The 19,368-nt window shown below is 44.8% G+C and carries 19 protein-coding genes; 6 read left to right on the forward strand and 13 right to left on the reverse strand.

Features of this window, described 5'->3' with window-relative positions:
- Nucleotides 1-89 precede the first annotated feature (89 nt).
- Nucleotides 90-2,213, forward strand: coding sequence for a 5-histidylcysteine sulfoxide synthase (gene ovoA / locus B3Q46_RS09670; RefSeq protein WP_155757204.1), 2,124 nt, complete (start codon nt 90-92; stop codon nt 2,211-2,213).
- A 43-nt stretch (nt 2,214-2,256) separates the two neighbouring features.
- Here ovoA and B3Q46_RS09675 read toward each other — a convergent pair whose 3' ends face one another.
- Nucleotides 2,257-2,508, reverse strand: coding sequence for a DUF2789 domain-containing protein (locus B3Q46_RS09675; protein WP_004781841.1), 252 nt, complete (start codon nt 2,506-2,508; stop codon nt 2,257-2,259).
- Between the two features lie 156 nt (nt 2,509-2,664).
- Nucleotides 2,665-3,315, reverse strand: a complete 651-nt coding sequence (locus tag B3Q46_RS09680; RefSeq protein WP_286715025.1) for an HAD family hydrolase — start codon at nt 3,313-3,315, stop codon at nt 2,665-2,667.
- A gap of 182 nt (nt 3,316-3,497) precedes the next feature.
- Here B3Q46_RS09680 and B3Q46_RS09685 point away from each other — a divergent pair, with 182 nt between their 5' ends.
- The 3 genes from B3Q46_RS09685 to B3Q46_RS09695 all read left to right on the forward strand — a co-directional run bounded on the left by B3Q46_RS09685 (nt 3,498) and on the right by B3Q46_RS09695 (nt 6,912).
- The gene (locus tag B3Q46_RS09685) at nt 3,498-3,980 is read left to right on the forward strand and encodes an RNA pyrophosphohydrolase (protein WP_004781838.1); all 483 of its coding nucleotides are present in this window, start codon (nt 3,498-3,500) and stop codon (nt 3,978-3,980) included.
- Nucleotides 3,981-4,071: 91 nt separating this feature from the next.
- A complete protein-coding gene (gene ptsP / locus B3Q46_RS09690; protein ID WP_004781837.1) occupies nt 4,072-6,369 on the forward strand; it encodes a phosphoenolpyruvate--protein phosphotransferase in 2,298 nt (765 codons plus the stop codon).
- A 42-nt stretch (nt 6,370-6,411) separates the two neighbouring features.
- The gene (locus tag B3Q46_RS09695) at nt 6,412-6,912 is read left to right on the forward strand and encodes a hypothetical protein (RefSeq protein ID WP_004781836.1); all 501 of its coding nucleotides are present in this window, start codon (nt 6,412-6,414) and stop codon (nt 6,910-6,912) included.
- Here the strand turns inward: B3Q46_RS09695 and B3Q46_RS09700 are convergent.
- Entirely contained in the window at nt 6,909-7,085 is a 177-nt protein-coding gene (locus B3Q46_RS09700) for a DUF7230 family protein (protein ID WP_004781833.1), read from the reverse strand. The two genes, B3Q46_RS09695 and B3Q46_RS09700, sit on opposite strands and share 4 nt — an antisense overlap.
- A 637-nt stretch (nt 7,086-7,722) precedes the next feature.
- On the opposite strand from B3Q46_RS09700, the gene B3Q46_RS09705 reads away from it, so the two are divergent.
- Nucleotides 7,723-9,243, forward strand: coding sequence for a catalase (locus B3Q46_RS09705; protein ID WP_004781832.1), 1,521 nt, complete (start codon nt 7,723-7,725; stop codon nt 9,241-9,243).
- 126 nt (nt 9,244-9,369) lie between these two features.
- On the opposite strand, the gene B3Q46_RS09710 is transcribed toward B3Q46_RS09705, so the two are convergent.
- The 3 genes from B3Q46_RS09710 to B3Q46_RS09720 form a co-directional block, all read right to left on the reverse strand.
- Nucleotides 9,370-9,510, reverse strand: a complete 141-nt coding sequence (locus B3Q46_RS09710) for a hypothetical protein (RefSeq protein ID WP_004781830.1) — start codon at nt 9,508-9,510, stop codon at nt 9,370-9,372.
- An 81-nt stretch (nt 9,511-9,591) separates the two neighbouring features.
- A complete protein-coding gene (locus tag B3Q46_RS09715; RefSeq protein ID WP_286715032.1) occupies nt 9,592-10,647 on the reverse strand; it encodes an MBL fold metallo-hydrolase in 1,056 nt (351 codons plus the stop codon).
- A 411-nt stretch (nt 10,648-11,058) separates the two neighbouring features.
- Nucleotides 11,059-11,997, reverse strand: a complete 939-nt coding sequence (locus B3Q46_RS09720) for a cation diffusion facilitator family transporter (protein WP_004781824.1) — start codon at nt 11,995-11,997, stop codon at nt 11,059-11,061.
- 132 nt (nt 11,998-12,129) lie between these two features.
- Between B3Q46_RS09720 and B3Q46_RS09725 the strand changes: the two genes are divergently transcribed.
- The gene (locus B3Q46_RS09725) at nt 12,130-12,567 is read left to right on the forward strand and encodes a GNAT family N-acetyltransferase (protein WP_004781822.1); all 438 of its coding nucleotides are present in this window, start codon (nt 12,130-12,132) and stop codon (nt 12,565-12,567) included.
- 49 nt (nt 12,568-12,616) lie between these two features.
- Here the strand turns inward: B3Q46_RS09725 and B3Q46_RS09730 are convergent, their stop codons facing one another.
- The 7 genes from B3Q46_RS09730 to hcaE form a co-directional block, all read right to left on the reverse strand.
- Entirely contained in the window at nt 12,617-13,525 is a 909-nt protein-coding gene (locus B3Q46_RS09730; RefSeq protein WP_004781821.1) for a DMT family transporter, read from the reverse strand.
- Between the two features lie 346 nt (nt 13,526-13,871).
- Nucleotides 13,872-15,101, reverse strand: coding sequence for a 3-phenylpropionate/cinnamic acid dioxygenase ferredoxin--NAD(+) reductase subunit (gene hcaD, locus B3Q46_RS09735; RefSeq protein ID WP_286715037.1), 1,230 nt, complete (start codon nt 15,099-15,101; stop codon nt 13,872-13,874).
- 4 nt (nt 15,102-15,105) lie between these two features.
- Nucleotides 15,106-16,071, reverse strand: coding sequence for a 3-carboxyethylcatechol 2,3-dioxygenase (locus tag B3Q46_RS09740; protein WP_004781819.1), 966 nt, complete (start codon nt 16,069-16,071; stop codon nt 15,106-15,108).
- Nucleotides 16,072-16,138: 67 nt separating this feature from the next.
- Complete coding sequence (gene hcaB / locus B3Q46_RS09745) at nt 16,139-16,954, reverse strand: 3-phenylpropionate-dihydrodiol/cinnamic acid-dihydrodiol dehydrogenase (protein WP_004781818.1); 816 nt, start codon at nt 16,952-16,954, stop codon at nt 16,139-16,141.
- A 2-nt stretch (nt 16,955-16,956) separates the two neighbouring features.
- Nucleotides 16,957-17,283, reverse strand: a complete 327-nt coding sequence (gene hcaC, locus B3Q46_RS09750; RefSeq protein ID WP_004781817.1) for a 3-phenylpropionate/cinnamic acid dioxygenase ferredoxin subunit — start codon at nt 17,281-17,283, stop codon at nt 16,957-16,959.
- Nucleotides 17,283-17,801: a 3-phenylpropionate/cinnamic acid dioxygenase subunit beta gene (hcaF, locus tag B3Q46_RS09755; RefSeq protein WP_286715042.1), complete on the reverse strand. Its 519-nt coding sequence runs from the start codon at nt 17,799-17,801 to the stop codon at nt 17,283-17,285. Before hcaF ends, hcaC begins: the two co-directional genes overlap by 1 nt.
- Nucleotides 17,798-19,165 carry a 3-phenylpropionate/cinnamic acid dioxygenase subunit alpha gene (gene hcaE / locus B3Q46_RS09760; protein WP_004781815.1) on the reverse strand — a complete coding sequence of 456 codons (1,368 nt, stop codon included), beginning with the start codon at nt 19,163-19,165 and terminating at the stop codon, nt 17,798-17,800. The genes hcaF and hcaE overlap by 4 nt, the downstream gene beginning before the upstream one ends.
- Nucleotides 19,166-19,368 lie beyond the last annotated feature (203 nt).

A 19,368-nucleotide genomic window follows, 5' to 3' on the forward strand; every position in this document is an offset into this window, starting at 1 on the left:
TTAAAACGTATTCAAGGAAGCACAGAATGCAGATCAAATCTTCTGATTCCAAAACTTTATTATCTTCTTCTCATGACCTGATCGAAGAAATGGGTTTATGGAAACCGCTTAAACCAACGCTACACCCGACTCCCAACCTTGATTTTGAAGATGAACCGACAGCGCGTGCCGTATTACGTGATTATTTTCTAAATACCTTTGACACCTATGAGCAACTGTTTGACTGTCTGAAAAATGAAGAAGCCTTTTATGACAAACCGATTGCCTTACGTCATCCACTGATCTTTTATTTTGGTCATACTGCCACTTTTTTTATCAATAAGCTGTTGCTGGCTCAACTGATCCCGGAACGTTTAAATCCGCATCTGGAAAGTATCTTCGCGATTGGTGTAGATGAAATGAGCTGGGATGATCTGGATGAACAGAACTATCACTGGCCTAGCATTCAGGCGGTACGTGATTACCGGCATCAGGTGCGTGCCCTGGTCTTGAAAGTGATAGAACATGCGCCGCTACAACTTCCACTGAACTGGCACAATCCCTGGTGGACCATCATCATGGGCATTGAGCATGAACGGATTCATCTGGAAACCTCTTCAGTTTTAATTCGCCAGCATCAGTTACGTTATGTACAGAATCATCCGCAGTGGCGTGCCAATGTCATTACCGGTATTGCGCCTGAAAATAGTCTGGTAAAGGTACCGGCAGGTCAGGTCAATTTACATAAAAATTTCGAACATGCTTTTTATGGCTGGGACAATGAATACGGCCACCATCATGCCGAAATTGCAGAATTCGAAGCCTCTAAATATCTGGTGTCCAATCAGGAGTTTTTAGCCTTTGTTGAAGCAGAAGGTTATCAGACAGCTGACTACTGGACTGAAGAGGGCCAGCAATGGTTAGCATTTTCTCAAGCCACACATCCTACCTTCTGGGTCAAAACGGAACTGGGTTGGTCCTTAAGACTGATGCTGGAAGAAGTTCCAATGCCTTGGGACTGGCCAGTCGAAGTGAATTATCATGAAGCCAAAGCTTTCTGTAACTGGAAATCAACACAGACCGGAGAATCCATTCGTCTGCCCACTGAGGATGAATGGTATCGATTGTATGCAGTTTCAGGACTGGATCCAAAATTACCAAGTCCTGAGCAAGCCAATATTGAATTAAAATATGGCCCTAACTCTTTTCCGGTGGATCATTTTCAGCATGGCGATTTTTATGATGTTCAGGGCAATGTCTGGCAATGGACCGAGACCCCGATTTATCCTTTCGAAGGCTTTCAAGTCCATCCTTTCTATGATGATTTTAGTACCCCAACCTTCGATGGCCAACATCATCTGATTAAAGGCGGTTCCTGGATTTCAGCCGGTAATGAAGCCCTGCACAGTTCACGCTATGCGTTCCGGCGACATTTTTTCCAGCATGCCGGTTTTCGCTATGTTGCCGCGGACGAGACATCACCGCAGTTTCACTCTCAATATGAAAGCGATCAGCTGATTTCCCAATATCTAGAATTCCAGTATGGGGCGGAATATTTTGCTGTTCCAAACTTTGCCCAAAGCCTCATTCAACTGGCCCGTCCCTATTTTCAAAACATTCCGTGTCATAAAGCGCTGGATATCGGTTGTGCCACCGGACGCGCCAGCTTTGAACTGGCCCAAGATTTTGATCAGGTCACAGGTTTAGACTTTTCAGCCCGTTTTATTCAGCAAGGTGTGGTGCTGGCGCAAGGAGAGACCCTGCGCTATAGCATTCCTGTTGAGGGTGAACTGGTGGAATATAAATCCTGCTCACTGGCAGAACTTGAACTTAAACAGGTTGCCAATAAGGTCGAGTTTTATCAGGCCGATGCCTGCAACCTGAAACCGCAGCTTAAAGATTATGATTTTATTCTGGCAGCTAACCTGATTGATCGTCTGCATCATCCTAAAGCTTTTCTAAGTGAGATTCATAATCGCCTGAATATAGGCGGCATTTTGATGCTGGCCTCACCTTATACCTGGCTGGAAGAACATACAGCACGCAGTGAATGGATCGGCGGATTTAAGCAGGCGGGAGAAAACCTGAGTACCTTAGAGGGCATCAAAGCTTTGCTAAGTCCACATTTTGAAATGCTGGACGAACCTGTGGATGTGCCTTTTGTGATCCGAGAAACAGCGCGTAAATATCAACATACCCTGTCCCAAATAACTTTATGGAAAAGGGTACGATAATTCCAAAATGAAAAAGCCAATCAGTTGATTGGCTTTTTGTTCGCTATTCCATCCCACTGGTAGCATCTTCATGCAGAGATTCATTAAGCTGATCCACCACAATGGCCCATTCTCCATCTGAAGCAATTTTTTCAGCCAGGAACTGGCGCTGTGCATCTGACCAATACGGCGCCTCCATCAGGTTTACATCTTTGGGTAATTGATGCTCATGAATAAATTGGGCAATCCCTTCTGCACTCGAATCCAGACCTAACTGTGCAAATAGATGAGTCATACGTGGTCTAACTTGGGTCATTTTCATTACCTCAGCGCTTGCTATCGTTATTGTCGACTTGCTTTATTTATTCTGAGCATAGCATGTTTATTCAGCAACGGGCATGTCAAAAAGTACCCTATTCTGCTTATAAAAAAGCACAACCGAAGTTGTGCCTGATTAAATCAAAAGAATTGCTTAAATCGACCAGTCCTGAATTTCCCAGCCCTGTTCTTTGGCCAATGCTTCCAGACGATCATCCGGATTTACGGCAATGGCATGATCGGCATATTCCAGCAGAAAACGGTCATTGATTGAATCTGAATAGGCCCAAGACTCGGTCACGTCACGACCTGCCAGCCATTGTTCCAGACGGGTCAGTTTACCTTGTTGATAGCAGGCAATATTGGTCACCTTACCGGTATATTTACCATCAACGACTTCAGCATTGGTGGCAATAATTTCAGTAATCCCAAACTCACGGAAAATCGGTGCAGTAATAAAGTCCGAAGTTGCAGTAATGCCTACAATTTCATGCCCTGCATCTTTATGGCGCTGAATCGCTTTAAAACCTTCCGGACGCATCTGGGGGCGAATGACTTTTTGCATTAACAGTTGATGTAATTCGGTCAGATAATCATGGTCATGTTGGGTCAAAAACTGGAACACAAATTCATTATAGGCATAGGGATCCAGTTGACCCTTTTTATAGTCCTCATAGAACTTGTCATTCATGGCGCGGTGATGAACGGGATCCACCAGGCCTTCATTGACCAGGAATTCCCCCCAGGAATGATCCGAATCGGTGTTTAACAGGGTGTGATCGAGATCAAATAGCGCCAATTTCATGAAAATACTCGTAAAAACTGAAATTTAAGAAAAAAATTGTAAATCTATCTCCGCTAGTCGATAGAAATTCGTTAAGATCATAGCAATTTTAACATTTTTAAACTTTGCTTTTTTTCGAGTTGGATAAAGAAATAATATTCCCCGAAAGCAAAGGCATAAATTAAACAATTTTAGGTAGCCAAATGATCGACTCAGAAGGTTTCCGACCGAATGTCGGGATCATTTTGGCAAACGATGCTGGACAGGTTTTATGGGCAAAACGCATTGGTCATAATGCATGGCAATTTCCACAAGGAGGTATCCAATATGGAGAAACCCCTGAGCAGGCACTTTATCGTGAGCTGAGAGAAGAAGTTGGCTTACTGCCTGAACACGTCCAGATTATCGCGCAGACCAAAGGATGGTTGCGTTATCGTTTGCCGTATCGATACATTCGCACGGATTCAGATCCGGTATGTATCGGTCAAAAACAGAAGTGGTTTTTACTCAAACTGACGGCGCCCGTACAGAACATTCAACTTGATCTGTCCGATCCGCCCGAATTTGATCAATGGCAATGGGTCAGTTACTGGTATCCATTAGGCCAAGTGGTGAATTTTAAACGCGATGTTTATCGCAAGGCCATGATTGAACTCTGTCAGCAATTACCACAACAAAAACCTTAAAAAAATCGCGTGCATGTGCAGATTTTTTGCTCGGCTATTGTTATAAATAAACTAAATTACCGGACTTCTAAAAAAATACGGAGCAGCTCCCATGTCGAATATGCAACTGGATACCCTGAGACGCATTGTCCAAGAGATTAATGCGTCTGCCAGTTTGCATGAATCACTCGATATTATGGTCAATCAGGTGGCCGAGGCCATGCATGTGGATGTCTGCTCCATTTATCTGCTCGATGAACGCAACCAGCGCTATCTGTTGATGGCATCTAAAGGCCTGAAGCCTGAAGCTGTCGGTCATGTGTCTCTACATACCAGTGAAGGTCTGGTTGGTCTGGTGGGTCAGCGTGAGGAAATCGTTAACCTCGACAATGCCCCTAAGCATGATCGTTTCCTGTATTTACCGGAAACGGGCGAAGAAATTTATAATTCCTTTCTGGGCGTTCCGGTCATGTACCGCCGTAAGGTCATGGGCGTACTGGTGGTCCAAAATAAAGAATCCCAGGATTTTAGTGAAGCGGCTGAATCGTTCCTGGTTACGCTATGTGCCCAGCTTTCGGGCGTAATCGCTCACGCCCATGCAGTCGGCAATATTGATGTATTCCGCAAGCCAAATAATTTACCGGCATATAAAACCTTCCAGGGCGTATCGGGTTCTGGCGGTATCGCACTCGGCCGCGCCATTGTGCTTTATCCACCTGCAGATCTGGGCGCTGTTCCGGATCGTGAAGCAGATGATATTAGCGAAGAACTGGCTTTGCTGGATAATGCCTTAAATTCGGTACGTGAAGAAATTCAGTTCCTAGATGACAAGATGCAGGATGCGCTGATGGCCGAAGAGCGTGCCCTGTTCAGTGTGTTCCTGCGTATGCTGGATGAAAATGCCCTACCATCGGAGATTAAAGCACTGATTCGTGATGGTCACTGGGCACAAGGTGCGGTTCGCATCGTGATTGATAACCATGTGGCGCAGTTTGCCCAGATGGAGGATGATTACCTGCGTGAACGTGTCGCTGATCTAAAAGATCTGGGACGTCGTATTCTGGCCAAGTTGCAGGAAGCCGATGAAAGCCATCGCGAACTGACAGATGAAAGTATCCTGATTGGTGAAGAAATTTCAACGGCTGCGCTGGTGGAGTTACCTGTCGATAAGATTGCCGCGATTGTCACCACTGAAGGTGCCATGAATTCGCACATGGTGATTGTGGCACGCGCACTCGGTATTCCGACTGTCGTGGGTGTGACTGAACTGCCAATCAATACCCTGGATGACGTCGAGATGATTGTCGATGCGCATCAGGGCCGTATCTTTATCAATCCACCACGTCGTCTGCGTACCCGCTATAAAGAAATTCAGAAAGAAGAAGAACAGATTGCCAAAGATCTACGTCAATACGAGACCAAAGATGCAATTACGCCAGATGGTACCGCTGTACGTCTGTTTGTAAATACCGGCCTGATGATTGATGTGGTTCGTGGTGTACAGCGTGGTGCCAAAGGTGTTGGCCTATACCGTTCGGAAATCCCGTTCATGCTACGTGACCGCTTCCCGGGAGAAGAGGAACAACGTGCCATTTACCGGCAGCAACTGAGTCACTTTGCCAATAAACCGGTAGTCATGCGAACGCTGGATATTGGTGCAGATAAAGACCTGCCATATTTCTCGATTGAGGAAGAAAATTCAGCATTGGGCTGGCGCGGTATCCGCTTTACCCTGGATCATCCTGAAATCTTCTCTTCTCAGATTCGCGCCATGCTAAAAGCCAGTATCGGTCTGAACAATCTGCATATCCTGTTGCCGATGGTGACCAGTGTCAGTGAAGTTGAAGAAGCGCTGTATCTATTAGAGCGTGATCATTATGCCGTTCAGGAAGAAGAGCAGGTCAAAATTACCAAACCTCAAATCGGAATTATGGTCGAAGTACCAAGCGTACTGCATCAGATTGATGAATTTTCTGAACTGGTCGATTTCTTCTCGGTCGGTTCTAACGATTTGACCCAATATTTACTTGCTGTAGACCGGAATAATCCACGTGTGGCCAATGTCTATTCACACTTACATCCAGCGATCCTGCGTGCCCTGACCCGTCTGGTAGAGGATTGTCACCGTAATAACAAACCGATCAGTATCTGTGGTGAAATGGCCGGTGATCCTCTATCGGCCGTACTATTAATGGCCATGGGATTCAATACCCTGTCCATGAGTTCCAGTAATATTTTGAGAGTCCGAAAAACGATTTGTCATGTACCGATGCCTGATGCACAGGAATTACTCAAACATGTACTAAAACTGGACAATCCACTCATGGTAAAAAGCTGGATGGAGCATTATTTTAGAACACATGGTTTAGGAGATATGGTGAAATCCACCACCCGTATGGTCAGCGCTTAAGGAGGAACTTTTCCAGGTTCCTCTGCATCAGTCGAGGTACTTATGGAATTTGTGCTTATCCTGCTTATGCTGGCTGCAGCGTTTTATTTTATTATTGTTGCACCAGCCTTACGTTCGCAAAAATCCAGATATACATTTTCTCGTGATCGTAATAACACCAGCTCCAGTCACCAGTATATTCGTGAAACTGAACGTCCTAAAGACTGTCCCTTATGGGGAATTGAAATTTCTCGTACCCAGCAACGGCGTTTAGGCAAGAATGATCCATCGGTCATTGCGGCAAAACTGTATCGGCAACAGCTAGGAAAATTTGCCAGTTTTCAGCAGACTCGGCCTATGGCTGATGCTGATCCAAATAGATCTTCGAGTTCTGCGACCCTGCCCCGTTTTTTTCAAAATATGTTTCCCGAAGAAGCTTCTTCAACCACCCGACGAAACTCACCACATTCTTCGAAAAGAAATTCATCTTTTAACTATACCCCACAGAATCCCTTAAAATCAGCTCCCGTCCAGAACAGATCCACTTCTTCCTGGCCGCCCTAAGCTGCCCATAAAAAAGGGCGATCATCTTGTTGATATCGCCCTTGTTTGTGCTTGGTATAACCACGTTTTGCATTTTTCTTCCGATCTACAAAAACCTGGCTTTTATTGACTTCATGCATATGTTTGGCCACGAAGTTTGGCATGACTGCCTCTACAGCTTTTTTCTTTGCCATCTTGCTCTCTGTTTAATTTGGGCTAAGGAAATGATCCGCTCGGGATGTGAAATAATTATAGGGGCGACTGGCCAATTTTCAAGCAGATCAGAACTTAAATATTTTCCAGAAAATAGATAATTTGGTAGATATTCTTGCTGTAAAAATCAGAAAATTGTGAGCAAGAGAATGCTGATTTAACTACCTGTTTAATCCTTGAATTTTAATCCTTAAATCTTTCTATTTAAAAAATATTTATAAAATTAATAACTTAATAAATATTTAATAAAACCTAATGAAATCTAAAAGAGATATTGAAGCATTTTTCTGACTTAGAGAAGACATCTTAAATTCTGATTTTCTTACTTAATCATTTTAAACTGAGTGAAAAATTTGCATATTTTAACATTGTCACATTTCTAGAAATATCTTATGTTCAAATTAGATTATTTATTTTCAATGACTTAATTTTTATTCATTTAGGCAGTATTTTCTGAAGTTACAGAAAAACCAAACTTATTGCCAAAACACCCAATTCAACAACTCACTTAATTAAAAATCTGTTGGAAATAAAGCCCCTAATGTTATTCCTGCGCTTATAGATGATTTTTTTGAATGCTGGAATAACGAATAAAATTCTCAACGCTTGGAGAGAAATATGAGCCAAGATATGAAAAAGTGCCCTGTCACCCATCTGACTACTGAAGCTGGCGCACCTGTAGTCGACAACCAGAACAGTATGACGGCAGGTAGCCGTGGCCCATTGCTGGCCCAAGATTTATGGCTGAATGAAAAACTGGCTAACTTTGTTCGTGAAGTGATTCCTGAGCGCCGTATGCACGCAAAAGGTTCAGGTGCATTTGGTACCTTTACCGTAACCAATGACATTACTGAATATACCCGTGCAAAAATTTTCTCGGAAGTCGGTAAAAAAACTGAACTCTTTGCCCGTTTCTCGACCGTCGCTGGTGAACGCGGTGCAGCTGATGCAGAACGTGATATTCGTGGTTTTGCCCTGAAATTCTATACCGAAGAAGGGAACTGGGACCTAGTCGGTAACAATACACCGGTATTCTTCCTGCGTGATCCACGTAAATTTCCTGACTTAAACAAAGCAGTAAAACGTGATCCGAAAACCAATAAACGTAGCGCCACCAATAACTGGGATTTCTGGACTTTATTGCCGGAAGCACTACATCAAGTTACCATCGTAATGTCCGATCGTGGGATTCCGGCTGGTTACCGTCATATGCACGGTTTCGGCAGTCATACCTACAGTTTTATCAATGCCCAAAATGAACGCTTTTGGGTAAAATTCCATATGCGTACCCAGCAAGGTATCAAGAATCTGACTGATGCTGAGGCAGCAGAGTTGATTGCTAAAGACCGTGAAAGCAGTCAAACCGACCTGTTTGATGCGATTGAACGTGGCGATTATCCGAAATGGAAAATGTACGTTCAGATCATGCCTGAAACAGATGCCGAGAAAGTGCCTTATCATCCGTTTGACCTGACCAAAGTCTGGCCGAAAGGTGATTATCCACTAATTGAAGTAGGTGAATTCGAACTCAACCGTAATCCGGAAAACTATTTCCAGGACGTAGAACAAGCCGCTTTTGCGCCAAGCAATCTGGTACCAGGTATCAGCTATTCACCGGATCGCATGCTACAGGCACGTTTGGTCAATTATGCTGATGCAGCGCGTTACCGTGTAGGTGTGAATCATGCCCAGATTCCGGTCAATGCCGCACGTTGCCCGGTACATTCAAATCACCGTGATGGTTTGGGCCGTATGGATGGCAACTATGGTTCATTGCCGCATTATGAGCCGAACAGTTTCAGCCAGTGGCAGGAACAGCCAGAATTCAGAGAGCCCCCCCTCAAAATCACGGGTGATGCAGATTTCTGGGATTATCGCAAAGATGATAATGACTACTTCAGCCAGCCACGTGCCCTGTTCAACCTGATGAATGATGAGCAGAAACAGGCTCTATTTAATAATACCGCAGCCGCAATGGGTGATGCGCTTGATTTCATCAAGTACCGTCATATCCGTAACTGTTATGCCTGTGATCCCGCCTATGGTGAAGGTATTGCTCAAGCTCTTGGGATGAGCGTAGCTGATGCCCAGATGGCTCGAGCAACTGATCCAGCTAAAGGCCTACCAAGCTTTCTCTAAATTTTTTAGCTTGAACTGAGCGAATAAAAAACCACCCGAGGGTGGTTTTTTTATTGGTGTTAAATTAAAGCATTAGGAATATGAATTGCAGTTCATTTCAGGTCATGTGTTTGACGGTCACGGATTTCAAAAAGGTTCTTCTACCAGTACCCAGATCTTTTTCATATCCATCAGATTCACGAAGAAATCATTGCTCAACATACCCACCCGATCAGTCAGTATGCCATGCTTGTTTCCACCACGATTGGCACCTGTACCCTTCAGCATAGGATTTAATCCTATACAAATGAGAGCTACTCTATATGCTAGCTAACGACTCAATCGTTATACAGGAGTGATCTTAAGCCCTTAGACAATAATCCGTTTGCCCTCACGAATACAGTAAAACGGGTTAATCAGCTTGGAGGAATGCTGGATAATATGCTGCAATTCATTTTCAGGCTGGTCACGTGCTTCATCGGTGAGCTGGAAGGTCCGATAATGAATGGCCATAGAACAACGTGCCATTAAGTCCTGATGGGCATGAAAAGCATCTTCCGGATTCATATGAATATTGCGCATCAGTTCACGCGGTTCATAGGCACCGATCGGCAACAGCGCAATTCGTGGTGGTCCAAGGCGTTTGCGAATTTCCTTGAAATGCGGCGCATAGCCGCTATCCCCAGCAAAATAGCAATGATCCTTGCCATTCAATAAGGAAAAACCGCCCCATAATGCGCAGTTCTGGTCACGCATTCCACGTCCTGAAGCGTGCTGTGCTGGCGAATAGACAATCTGGATATCTTCAAAAAATGCATTTTCCCACCAGTCCATTTCAATGACATTATAGTCTTTAGGCAGGTACCAGCCATTACCAAGGCCGGTATAGATCGGCATTTGATAGGTCTGATGCAGCCAGGCCAAGGTCGCCAGATCCATATGATCATAATGGTTATGGCTGAGCAATACGGCATCAATATGCGGCAGCTCATCCAGGGCAATGCCAGCAGGAATGACGCGCTGTGGCCCTCGGGATGCAGAAGGACTGGCATATTCACACCAGACCGGATCAGTCAGAAAATTATACGGCCCGAGCTGGATCAGAGCGGTAGCATGCCCAATAAACCAGATTTGCCAGTCATCTAAAGTGGCTTCCGGCCGATTTTGTGGTAAAGCACGCGGACGTGAAAAAAACTCGGCACGTTCCTGTTCCAGATTTACTTCCCAAGTTCTGGATTTTCTGGTGAATAACCATTTATACAAGTCAAAGCGACTCTGCTCGAGCGAATGATGCTCCAGATTCTTAAACCGCTCACCATCAAAATGATCGGAATGTAGATAATCAAATACCGGCTTGGACCAGAGATGTTTCCAACTGGACTCAGTCTCAAGCTGAAATTTTTTAGTCTTGAAAAGATCTTGCATAAATATCCACTATTTATTATTTGTTATATGCAAGACAGCATCCACCTGGAATTTTCAAACGGAGCATCTCTTTAAATCGCATACAAACTTATATACTTCGGTATTTCAGCATAGTATGAAATACGTGCCTAAGATTCATTTATGTTTTTGTTATTTTTAGCAAAACATCGAGCCCATGGAAAGACTAAAACCGATGAAAAGCTTCTAAAAAAATGAATACTCGAGATCAAGTTTGTGTCCATTCTTCTTTCTAAAAAGACAGGAGAATGATCGATATTCATCCGACAATTCTCACTCCATACCTGACTGTACATGATTTCATGACCTAAATTTTTATTCCGTATTCATGTAATCACGCTTGATGCCCTCCTGACTATCCGACGAAAGTTATCTGCTGAAATCTTCACTTCCTCAAATACGACCTTGGGTCCGTTCCAGCCATACCGCTTTGGTTTGAGGTTTCACAAACAGAGTAATAATTTCAGGGTGTAGCTGTTTGATCTGCGCTTCAATCCGGTTGACGCAAGCTTCGATTTCATCAGAAGTAAGATCATCTTTAAATTCCAGACTTAAGGAGGCAATCACCTGATGCGCGCCCATCTGCTCGGTGAGTACACCATTGGCGCTATAGACCGCAGCATCCTGCTGAGCAATGTTAAGTACATTTTCACGCAGTCTAGGATCTGCTGTTTCACCCAGTAATAGGCCTTTGGTTTCACGTGCCAGCAACCAGGCCGATACCGCCAGCACAACACCAATCAGAATTGAAGCTGCGCCATCCAGCTCAGGAATATTCAGTTGATGTGCCAGGAAGATACCGGTCAAGGCAATAAACAGACCGATCAATGCAGCTGTATCTTCAAATAACACGGTAAAGGTTGTTGGGTCTTTGCTGCGTCTAAAGGCTTCAAAATAGCCCATTTTCCCTTTCATTTTTCGGAATGTTTTCAATGCGACAAACCATGAAAAACCTTCACATAGAATGGCAATACCGAGCACCACGTAGTTGATCATCGGATCCTGCATTTCTTCAGGATGAATAATGTGCTGGATGCCCTGATAGATCGACACAATGGCACCTAGAGCAAAGACCATCAAGGCCACGATAAAGGCCCAGAAGTACAGTTCACGTCCATAGCCGAAAGGATGCAAGGCATCAGGGCGCTGCTCAGCCTTTTTCATACCGTGCAGCAGCAGAATTTCATTCAGGGTATCCACTACCGAGTGAATCGCCTCACTCAGCATGGCAGAACTGTTGGTGATATAGGCTGCGACAAATTTCACCAGCGCGATTGCCAGATTACCAAACAGCGCTGCATATACCACAATTTTATTCGATTCAGACGACATTCAAATTTGTCCTAATTTTTTTCTCAAACAGATGGATCTATTTGATTTTTCATTTTATCTCTTTGCATCTTAATAAACTGCTGCGATAAATTGTTTATTGTTTTGTTGTTCTCATTTTTAATCGGAATCTTCATGCCTGTAATTGTCCATACTTCTGCCGATCGGCATCCTCAGCTCCTAGAATTGTGGGAACAATCCGTCCGTGCTACGCATCATTTCCTAAATGACGCGCAGATCCTAAAGATCCGTCAGCAGATTATTGATCATAATTATTTCACCCACGTGCAATTGTTCCATGTGGAACATCAGCAGCAGATTCTGGGTTTTATGGGCATTGCAGGCAACAAACTGGAAATGCTGTTTGTCTCTCCTGCGGCATTTAGAAAAGGCATAGGCAGCCAGTTATTACAACATGCGCTTGCTCTAGGTGTGACTGAAGTTGATGTGAATGAGCAGAATCCTGATGCGACTGCTTTCTATTTAAAACATGGTTTCGAGATGATCAGCCGTTCAGAAACCGATGCTGAAGGTAATCCCTACCCAATTCTGCATCTAAAACTGCAAAAATAAAAAAGGAAGCCAAAGCTTTTAGGTCTGAATTTAACTTGAACAATCTATTTTAAGATTTAGAAAAATACTGCTCGCGCCATTCTTTCCAGAAGTACATCACGATCCCGAACATCACCACGGCAATTCCGGCAAACGCATGACTGCTGATCACTTCGTTATTCAGGGTTGCACCGAGAATCAGGGCAATGATTGGCGTCATCACATTGCTGAGGGATACGGTGGATGCAGCCAGACGGCGAATCAGCCAGAAGTAACAGAGCATCGCCACAATCGAAGACAGGATCATGGTAAAACCAAAGCCGAACAGCGCCTGCATACTTGGCATTTGTGTTGGGAAAGATTGCCAGATAAATGGAATGATTAGCAATGATCCCAATGAGGAAACAATCAAAGAACCGGTGGCTTGGGACATCGGTTTTAATGGCGCATTGATCTGCTTCACCCAGAAAATCGAGCTGATATAAGACACCATGCTAATCAGCATCAGGACCACGCCCCACGGATTCACCTTACTATCTGCTGACTCCGCAAAGACAAAACTTAAACCACCGACGGCAACTGCCATACCGAGCCATTGCAGCCAGATCAGACGATTGGTTTTCAGGATGACATGCCCGATCAGACCTGCAACCAGTGGTGAGAAACCGAAAATTAAGGCCATTAAGCCAGAGGTCAAATAATTCGCAGCCAGGTAGATAAATAACTGCGCGCCGATCAAGTTCAGGCTACCTGCTACATAGCTCATCATGGAGGTTCGATCGAATGGCAAAGGATTACGCATGGCAGACAAGATCGCCAGCGCCAGCAGAGAAGCGCCGAAATAACGGATGATCAGCACCCACATCGGGTGCACTTCCTGCACGCTCCAGACAATCGCCAGTGGCGTTGCTGCCCAGATCAGCACCAGCAAGGCATAAATACTTGCCGTCACCAGCATGGGAGATGAATTTGAATTCATAAAAGACTCAATTAAATTTTTTTAGAAAGAATTGAACTAACTTCTCGTTCAAATCCACAATCGACAATACTGATGGTGGCAGGGATGCCGCTCGAGCTTTTGGGATACAGGGAAGTAGCCTCAAATGCTCAAAAGATTTTTGTTACCTTGCGCCATATATGGCTCATCTTTTAAAAGTAAAAGCACCTACTCTATAACTTATATAAGTAGAATCAAAATTGGAGGTCATGATAACTGCTCATCACAATCAAGTCCCTACATCTTTCAATATTTTTTAATACTCATAAAAAAGCAGACCCAAGTTGCCCAAGGTCTGCCCTTTTGTAAACTTATCAATAAAACAAAGTTATTTCACAAGTTTACGAAGATCCTGGCTGAGATCTAAATATTTGTCTGCTTCAAACGCTGCATTCTTGCTGATCAGCTTTTTCAGGTGACGCATTTCTTTTGCCGCATTCACCGTAATACCGCCAACAATAACGCCATCAGTCACACCAAACATCACGAATGATGATTCAGCGCGAAGCTCTGGATTGATTTCACCGCGAACTTGCCATTCAGCAGCAGCCATGTCACCCACGAACTGGTAGTTGATGTCCAACTGATCTGTCCAGAACCATGCTGGATTTGGAGTCGGATGCTCAACGCCCATCACATGGCGCGCAAAGATGCCTGCTTGAAGGTTGGCATTTTCCCAGGTTTCTACACGACGGTGGTTACCGCAGTTACGAAGTTGAGTTGCCACATCACCCGCTGCATAAATGTCTGCATTTGAAGTCTGGCAGTTTTCATTTACTTTAATCGCGAAATCAACATCCAGGCCAGCTTCTACAGCCAATTGTGCATTTGGCACGATACCAATACCATAAACTACAGCATCAGCATGAAGCTCTTCACCACCCTCAAGAGTAATAACCACTTCTTCACCGTCAAGTTTGCAGTCTGCAATCTTGGTTTCCAGACGAACGTCGATCCCTGCCAAACGTTGTTGTTCAAGCAGGAATTCGCTCAGGATACGAGGTGAACAGCGACCCATCACCATAGGACCCATTTCGATCACAGTTACCTGACACTCTTTGAAACGTGCTGAAGAAGCCAGTTCCAGACCGATCACGCCACCACCAATCAGGACAATACGACGGCCTGATTGCAATACTGGAACCAGTGCTTGTGAATCTTCTAGGTTACGTAGCGTATAAACATGTTTACCCAACGCATCGAAGTTCGGCAGACGACGAGCTGCGCCGCCTGTAGCAAGCAACAGTTTGTCATAAGCAACAACGTCACCATTTTGAAGTTCAACCGTTTTCGCTTCAGCGTTGATTTTTTTCACGCCATTGCCACGAATGGTTTCTACACCAAGTTCCGCCAGTTTTTCTTCTGACAGGATTTCAATCTTGGTTTCTTCAGGTTTTAGAATCACATCTTTAGACAGTGGTGGACGCTCATAAGGAAGATGCGTTTCATCACCGATCAGAATGATTTTACCTTCGTATTTGTTGCCACGAAGTTCTAAAATCGCGCTTGCACCTGCCTGGCCAGCACCTACAATTACGATGGTTTCGATGTTGCTCATGTCATTAACCTTTTAACTCTGCAGATACGATGCCGAAGCCCGCAATCCATTCACTGATTTCTTCATAACAGTGCGTTGTCATTTCGTACTCGCCCATTTCGCTTAAAGCAGCAAATGCCGCCATCCACGAACGGACTTCCTGACCACCACGGCCACCATCACGGCGGATTTCAGCTTCAGTCATGGCTTCTAGTGCAGCGAAATCAGCATTCTTGAATTTTTCAAGCAATGCGATATCCCATTCAGCATTCAGAGGAACTGCAACAGAGGTGTCGCCCGCTGCCAGTTTTTGTCCCACTGCAATGATTTTTGACTGACGCGCGTTACGTGCTTCAGGTGTCGGGTTACGACCTGCAATCAGGAACTCTTCCACTTCTGGTGGTACAGAACCCATTTGCGGAGTTGGTGGATCGTGTGACAGACCACCTGTACCTAGGACAAGTACACGCTCATTTTCAAGGTTCAGAGATTTGATGAACTGACCTACAGCACGGCCTAAAGCGATGGTACGCTTCGTAGTTGGCATCGGTGCTGCAGCGCCATTAATGAAAATTGGAATCGTTGGATAACGATCAAGTTTGCCGTCGCACAGGAAGTGCAATGGCTGAGTCACACCATGGTCAGCTTGCATACGGTAAGAATACGCAACGTCCACGCCCTCATCGAGTACACGACGCACTAAGCCCAGTGCTTTGTCTTCTGGTACATCAATGTGTGCATTGTCTTTACCATAGTCCCAGTCACCTGCAGCAGTCGCGCGAATGCCCACACAGAAGCTCGGCATCAGGTCATAGAAGAAACCATTGAAATGGTCAGGACCAAAGGTAATGATCAGGGTTGGGTCGTAAGCTTTTACTTCAGCAGACAGTTTTTCAAACGCTTCACGAACAGCCTGTTCTTTGCGTTTTTCCTGCGGTGAAGCAAATTCCATTAAAGGACTGTGCGATGCACAAATAAGTTTAACGGCCATGAGAGACTCCTTAAAAGGAAGGCAGCCTTAGAACAGGCTGCCGAAAAGTCCATTTCAGACTAGATTTTTATTCGTCAAAGAAACCGGCACGTGGCTGACGTAGACCACGAATACCCAGACCGCATTCTGCATTGATCAGAACACCAGTCAAAGGACGGTTATTTTGACGAGATGCCAAGAGCACATATGAACCTGTCATATCTTCCGGCTCAGGTAAGAAATTCAGTGGCATGCCACGTGCGATTTTCTCAGGATCACGTGCATCGAGCAGGCCAAGATTTTCCTGACCCAAAGATGCAGCACCTTTGATGTTCACATTCATACCTGATGGCGCAACGGCATTAACTCGGACTTTAGGCGCTAGTTCGTAAGCCAGTTCTTTCATAATGCCTACACCGGCATGTTTCGATGCTGTGTAAACTGGACCGCCACCTGCAGAATAAAGTGCAGAATTTGACAGTGTAAAAATGATCGAACCTTCAGATTTCACGAGCTCATCAAGTGCAGCTTTCGCACCCAAGATCAGAGATTTGGTATTAATCCCCATAATCTCATCAAAGGCTTTTTCCAGCTGCTCACCTGAAGTATTGACGATATCTGCATAGTGATCCCAGATACCGGCATTACCCACGAAACAGTCGAGTTTACCGTAACGTTCTACAGTTGCTTTAACAGCGCGGACGTTGTCTTCATAGCTGGCCACATCACCTGCGATTGCCAGCACGCGGTCACCAAAATGTGCATTCAGTGCATCGACTTTAGACTGTGAACGTTGAAGAACGGCCACTTGTGCACCCTCTTCCAGGAAACGTTCTACCAGTGCCCAACCGAGACCTGAACCACCACCAGTGATCAGTGCAACTTCGCCTTGTAGCCAACCCATGATTACTCTCCTGCCATCTCTACGTATAACGCACCATCTTCAAGTACAACCGGGAATGTTTGAATTGGGTCAGTTGCTGGTAAGCAAAGTGCCTGACCTGTTTTCAAACAGAAACGAGCTGCATGAAGTGGACATTCCACTGTACCGTCGTCTTCAAGGTAGCCTTCAGACATAGAAGCATTACCGTGTGAACAGCGGTCGTTCATTGCGAAGAATTCGCCACCGTTGTTGAATACTGCAAGCGCTTCGATACCGTTTACGCCGCAATCCACTTTTAACGCTTCGCCTTCGTCTAATTCGTCAACTTGGCAAACAAAAATCTTATTCATTAGAAGAACACACTCAGGTTATGTGAGTTATAGGTAACTTGGTCAAGCGTGATCTTACGGTTGAAGATCTGGAAGCCCAGGCCGCCTTCAACTTTGCGGATCTTGTCATGACGTTTACCACAGTAAATCGTAACGTCTTTCTCTTTCTGGGTACGGTACAGTAGGTATGTCACGTACACATCGTATTCGCCTTCAACTTCAGTCGGCTCAACAATCACGTTGCTCACCATGTGAGTGGTACGTGATGGAGGCTCTTCAGCCCAAGCCATACCAGTTTCCAGACGTGCAACACGACGTTCCAGAAGATCTTTCGTATCGTTGAATACCCAGGTAGTAGGTGGTTCAACTGAACGACGACGGTCACGCGTTTGAGCGTTTGGTGTAGTACGTAGCGTGTAAGAAATATCTTCAGCTAGCATGTCTAACCACTCGCGGAATTTCCAGTCATCAAGAAGCTTGGCTTCTTGATACAGGAACTGACTAATTTGGTGATGAAGTTCTAAACTGATTTGACTCATTTCATAAGCTCCTTCTCATATTCGTCAGCCGCAGCTTCAACGTCTTCCCATTTTTCATGAATCAATAAATCTGCCCAACGGCGGTACATACCACGTGCTGCAGTTTCAGAGAAAATATAGTTAGTGATACCCGGGATACCATCTTCACGTACTTTCTCGTTACCTTTACCCATTTCCATAATGAGTTTGTTTTGACGCGCTTTGTAACCACGTAAAACTTTTTGGATTTCGATCCAGTTTTCAGAGTCATCTTGCTCTAGGAAACCAGCAGGACCGAAGGCACGAGTTGCAGAACGTTCAAATGCTGCTTGTACATCTTCTGGCGCGTCCGCATCACAGATACAGAATGCCCAAACTTCAGTTTTGTTTGGACCACGTGGGTGCCATACACGAAGAGTCGCAGTACCGTTCAACCAAGACAATGTAGGGAACATGGTGTTGTGACCTGCAAGACGCAGCGCACGAGTTTCACCTAGGCGTTCTTTCACTTCTTCGTAAGTTTCGCGGAAGTAGTTTGCTACTTCACCATCAACCCATACGTTTGCATCTGGTTTCTCTGTGAAGAAGAAGCCTGAACCGTGACCACGTGAACCGTATTGGATCGCGTCTTTCGCAGTTTCCCAAACTGGACGAGCAGTTTGTGCAGCACCTAATTTCTTAGAAGATTCGTCGTCTGGTTTCGCACCAAGCACCTGAATTGCAGATGCGTGAGAGAACAATGCGTGGTATTGGTCAGATGCGAACTGTTCAGCTGCAAATTTCCAGTTACACTCGATTTCCCATTTGTGTACACCACCCACAATCACAGTACCGCCTTCACGACGATCGACAACACCGTCCAGGTACCAAGCGATATCGCCCATGTATTCTTCTAGATCTGGAGTCGTTTCATCCCAGCATCCGAAGATCAGGCCTTTGTATGATTTAACACGGTTAACTTCTACCAGACCCCATTGCTCTTTACATGCACCATGTGGGTAAGCACGATCTTCAAGCGGGATGTCTTTTAGAGAACCATCAATACCATATGACCAGCCGTGGTATGGGCAAGTAAACGCACGTGTATTACCACAGTCTGCGAAGCTTACGCGCATAGAACGGTGACGGCATTGGTTTAAGAATGCTTTGATTGAGCCATCTTTTTGGCGTGCCACGATGATTGGATCTTCACCCATGTAGGTATTGAAGAAATCGCCAGCCTTAGGAATTTGGCTTTCATGGCAAAGGAATAACCATGTACGACCGAAGACACGTTCAAGTTCTAATTCGTAAATGTCAGGATCTGTATAGATAGATGGCGTGATACGTCCATTTTGTGCATCGACTAAAGCGTCGATTTCGCGCACATCAATTTTTCCACTCATGAAAAGCTCTCCTGTGACCAGTTATGGCACAAAGTAATAGACTCAACTTTTCAACGATGATGGATTTTAGGGCGGTTTTGGGGAAATATTTTTTTTGTTTCAATTAATAGTTTTAAGCAATTATTCTAGGCGTGTATTTTTATATTAAAACACTAATCAATCCCTCCAAAGCATTTACTTTCTAAATGACAAAATAATCTTCA

The organism is Acinetobacter sp. UBA2581 (genome assembly GCF_002339435.1).
Lineage (GTDB): Bacteria > Pseudomonadota > Gammaproteobacteria > Pseudomonadales > Moraxellaceae > Acinetobacter > Acinetobacter variabilis.

Excerpts from the sequence above, each read along its gene's own strand:
- ovoA (WP_155757204.1), top strand. The coding sequence starts at position 90 with ATGGGTTTATGGAAACCGCTTAAACCAACGCTACACCCGACTCCCAAC.
- B3Q46_RS09675 (WP_004781841.1), bottom strand. The coding sequence starts at position 2,508 with ATGACCCAAGTTAGACCACGTATGACTCATCTATTTGCACAGTTAGGT.
- B3Q46_RS09680 (WP_286715025.1), bottom strand. The coding sequence starts at position 3,315 with ATGAAATTGGCGCTATTTGATCTCGATCACACCCTGTTAAACACCGAT.
- B3Q46_RS09685 (WP_004781838.1), top strand. The coding sequence starts at position 3,498 with ATGATCGACTCAGAAGGTTTCCGACCGAATGTCGGGATCATTTTGGCA.
- ptsP (WP_004781837.1), top strand. The coding sequence starts at position 4,072 with ATGTCGAATATGCAACTGGATACCCTGAGACGCATTGTCCAAGAGATT.
- B3Q46_RS09695 (WP_004781836.1), top strand. The coding sequence starts at position 6,412 with ATGGAATTTGTGCTTATCCTGCTTATGCTGGCTGCAGCGTTTTATTTT.
- B3Q46_RS09700 (WP_004781833.1), bottom strand. The coding sequence starts at position 7,085 with ATGGCAAAGAAAAAAGCTGTAGAGGCAGTCATGCCAAACTTCGTGGCC.
- B3Q46_RS09705 (WP_004781832.1), top strand. The coding sequence starts at position 7,723 with ATGAGCCAAGATATGAAAAAGTGCCCTGTCACCCATCTGACTACTGAA.
- B3Q46_RS09710 (WP_004781830.1), bottom strand. The coding sequence starts at position 9,510 with ATGCTGAAGGGTACAGGTGCCAATCGTGGTGGAAACAAGCATGGCATA.
- B3Q46_RS09715 (WP_286715032.1), bottom strand. The coding sequence starts at position 10,647 with ATGCAAGATCTTTTCAAGACTAAAAAATTTCAGCTTGAGACTGAGTCC.
- B3Q46_RS09720 (WP_004781824.1), bottom strand. The coding sequence starts at position 11,997 with ATGTCGTCTGAATCGAATAAAATTGTGGTATATGCAGCGCTGTTTGGT.
- B3Q46_RS09725 (WP_004781822.1), top strand. The coding sequence starts at position 12,130 with ATGCCTGTAATTGTCCATACTTCTGCCGATCGGCATCCTCAGCTCCTA.
- B3Q46_RS09730 (WP_004781821.1), bottom strand. The coding sequence starts at position 13,525 with ATGAATTCAAATTCATCTCCCATGCTGGTGACGGCAAGTATTTATGCC.
- hcaD (WP_286715037.1), bottom strand. The coding sequence starts at position 15,101 with ATGAGCAACATCGAAACCATCGTAATTGTAGGTGCTGGCCAGGCAGGT.
- B3Q46_RS09740 (WP_004781819.1), bottom strand. The coding sequence starts at position 16,071 with ATGGCCGTTAAACTTATTTGTGCATCGCACAGTCCTTTAATGGAATTT.
- hcaB (WP_004781818.1), bottom strand. The coding sequence starts at position 16,954 with ATGGGTTGGCTACAAGGCGAAGTTGCACTGATCACTGGTGGTGGTTCA.
- hcaC (WP_004781817.1), bottom strand. The coding sequence starts at position 17,283 with ATGAATAAGATTTTTGTTTGCCAAGTTGACGAATTAGACGAAGGCGAA.
- hcaF (WP_286715042.1), bottom strand. The coding sequence starts at position 17,801 with ATGAGTCAAATCAGTTTAGAACTTCATCACCAAATTAGTCAGTTCCTG.
- hcaE (WP_004781815.1), bottom strand. The coding sequence starts at position 19,165 with ATGAGTGGAAAAATTGATGTGCGCGAAATCGACGCTTTAGTCGATGCA.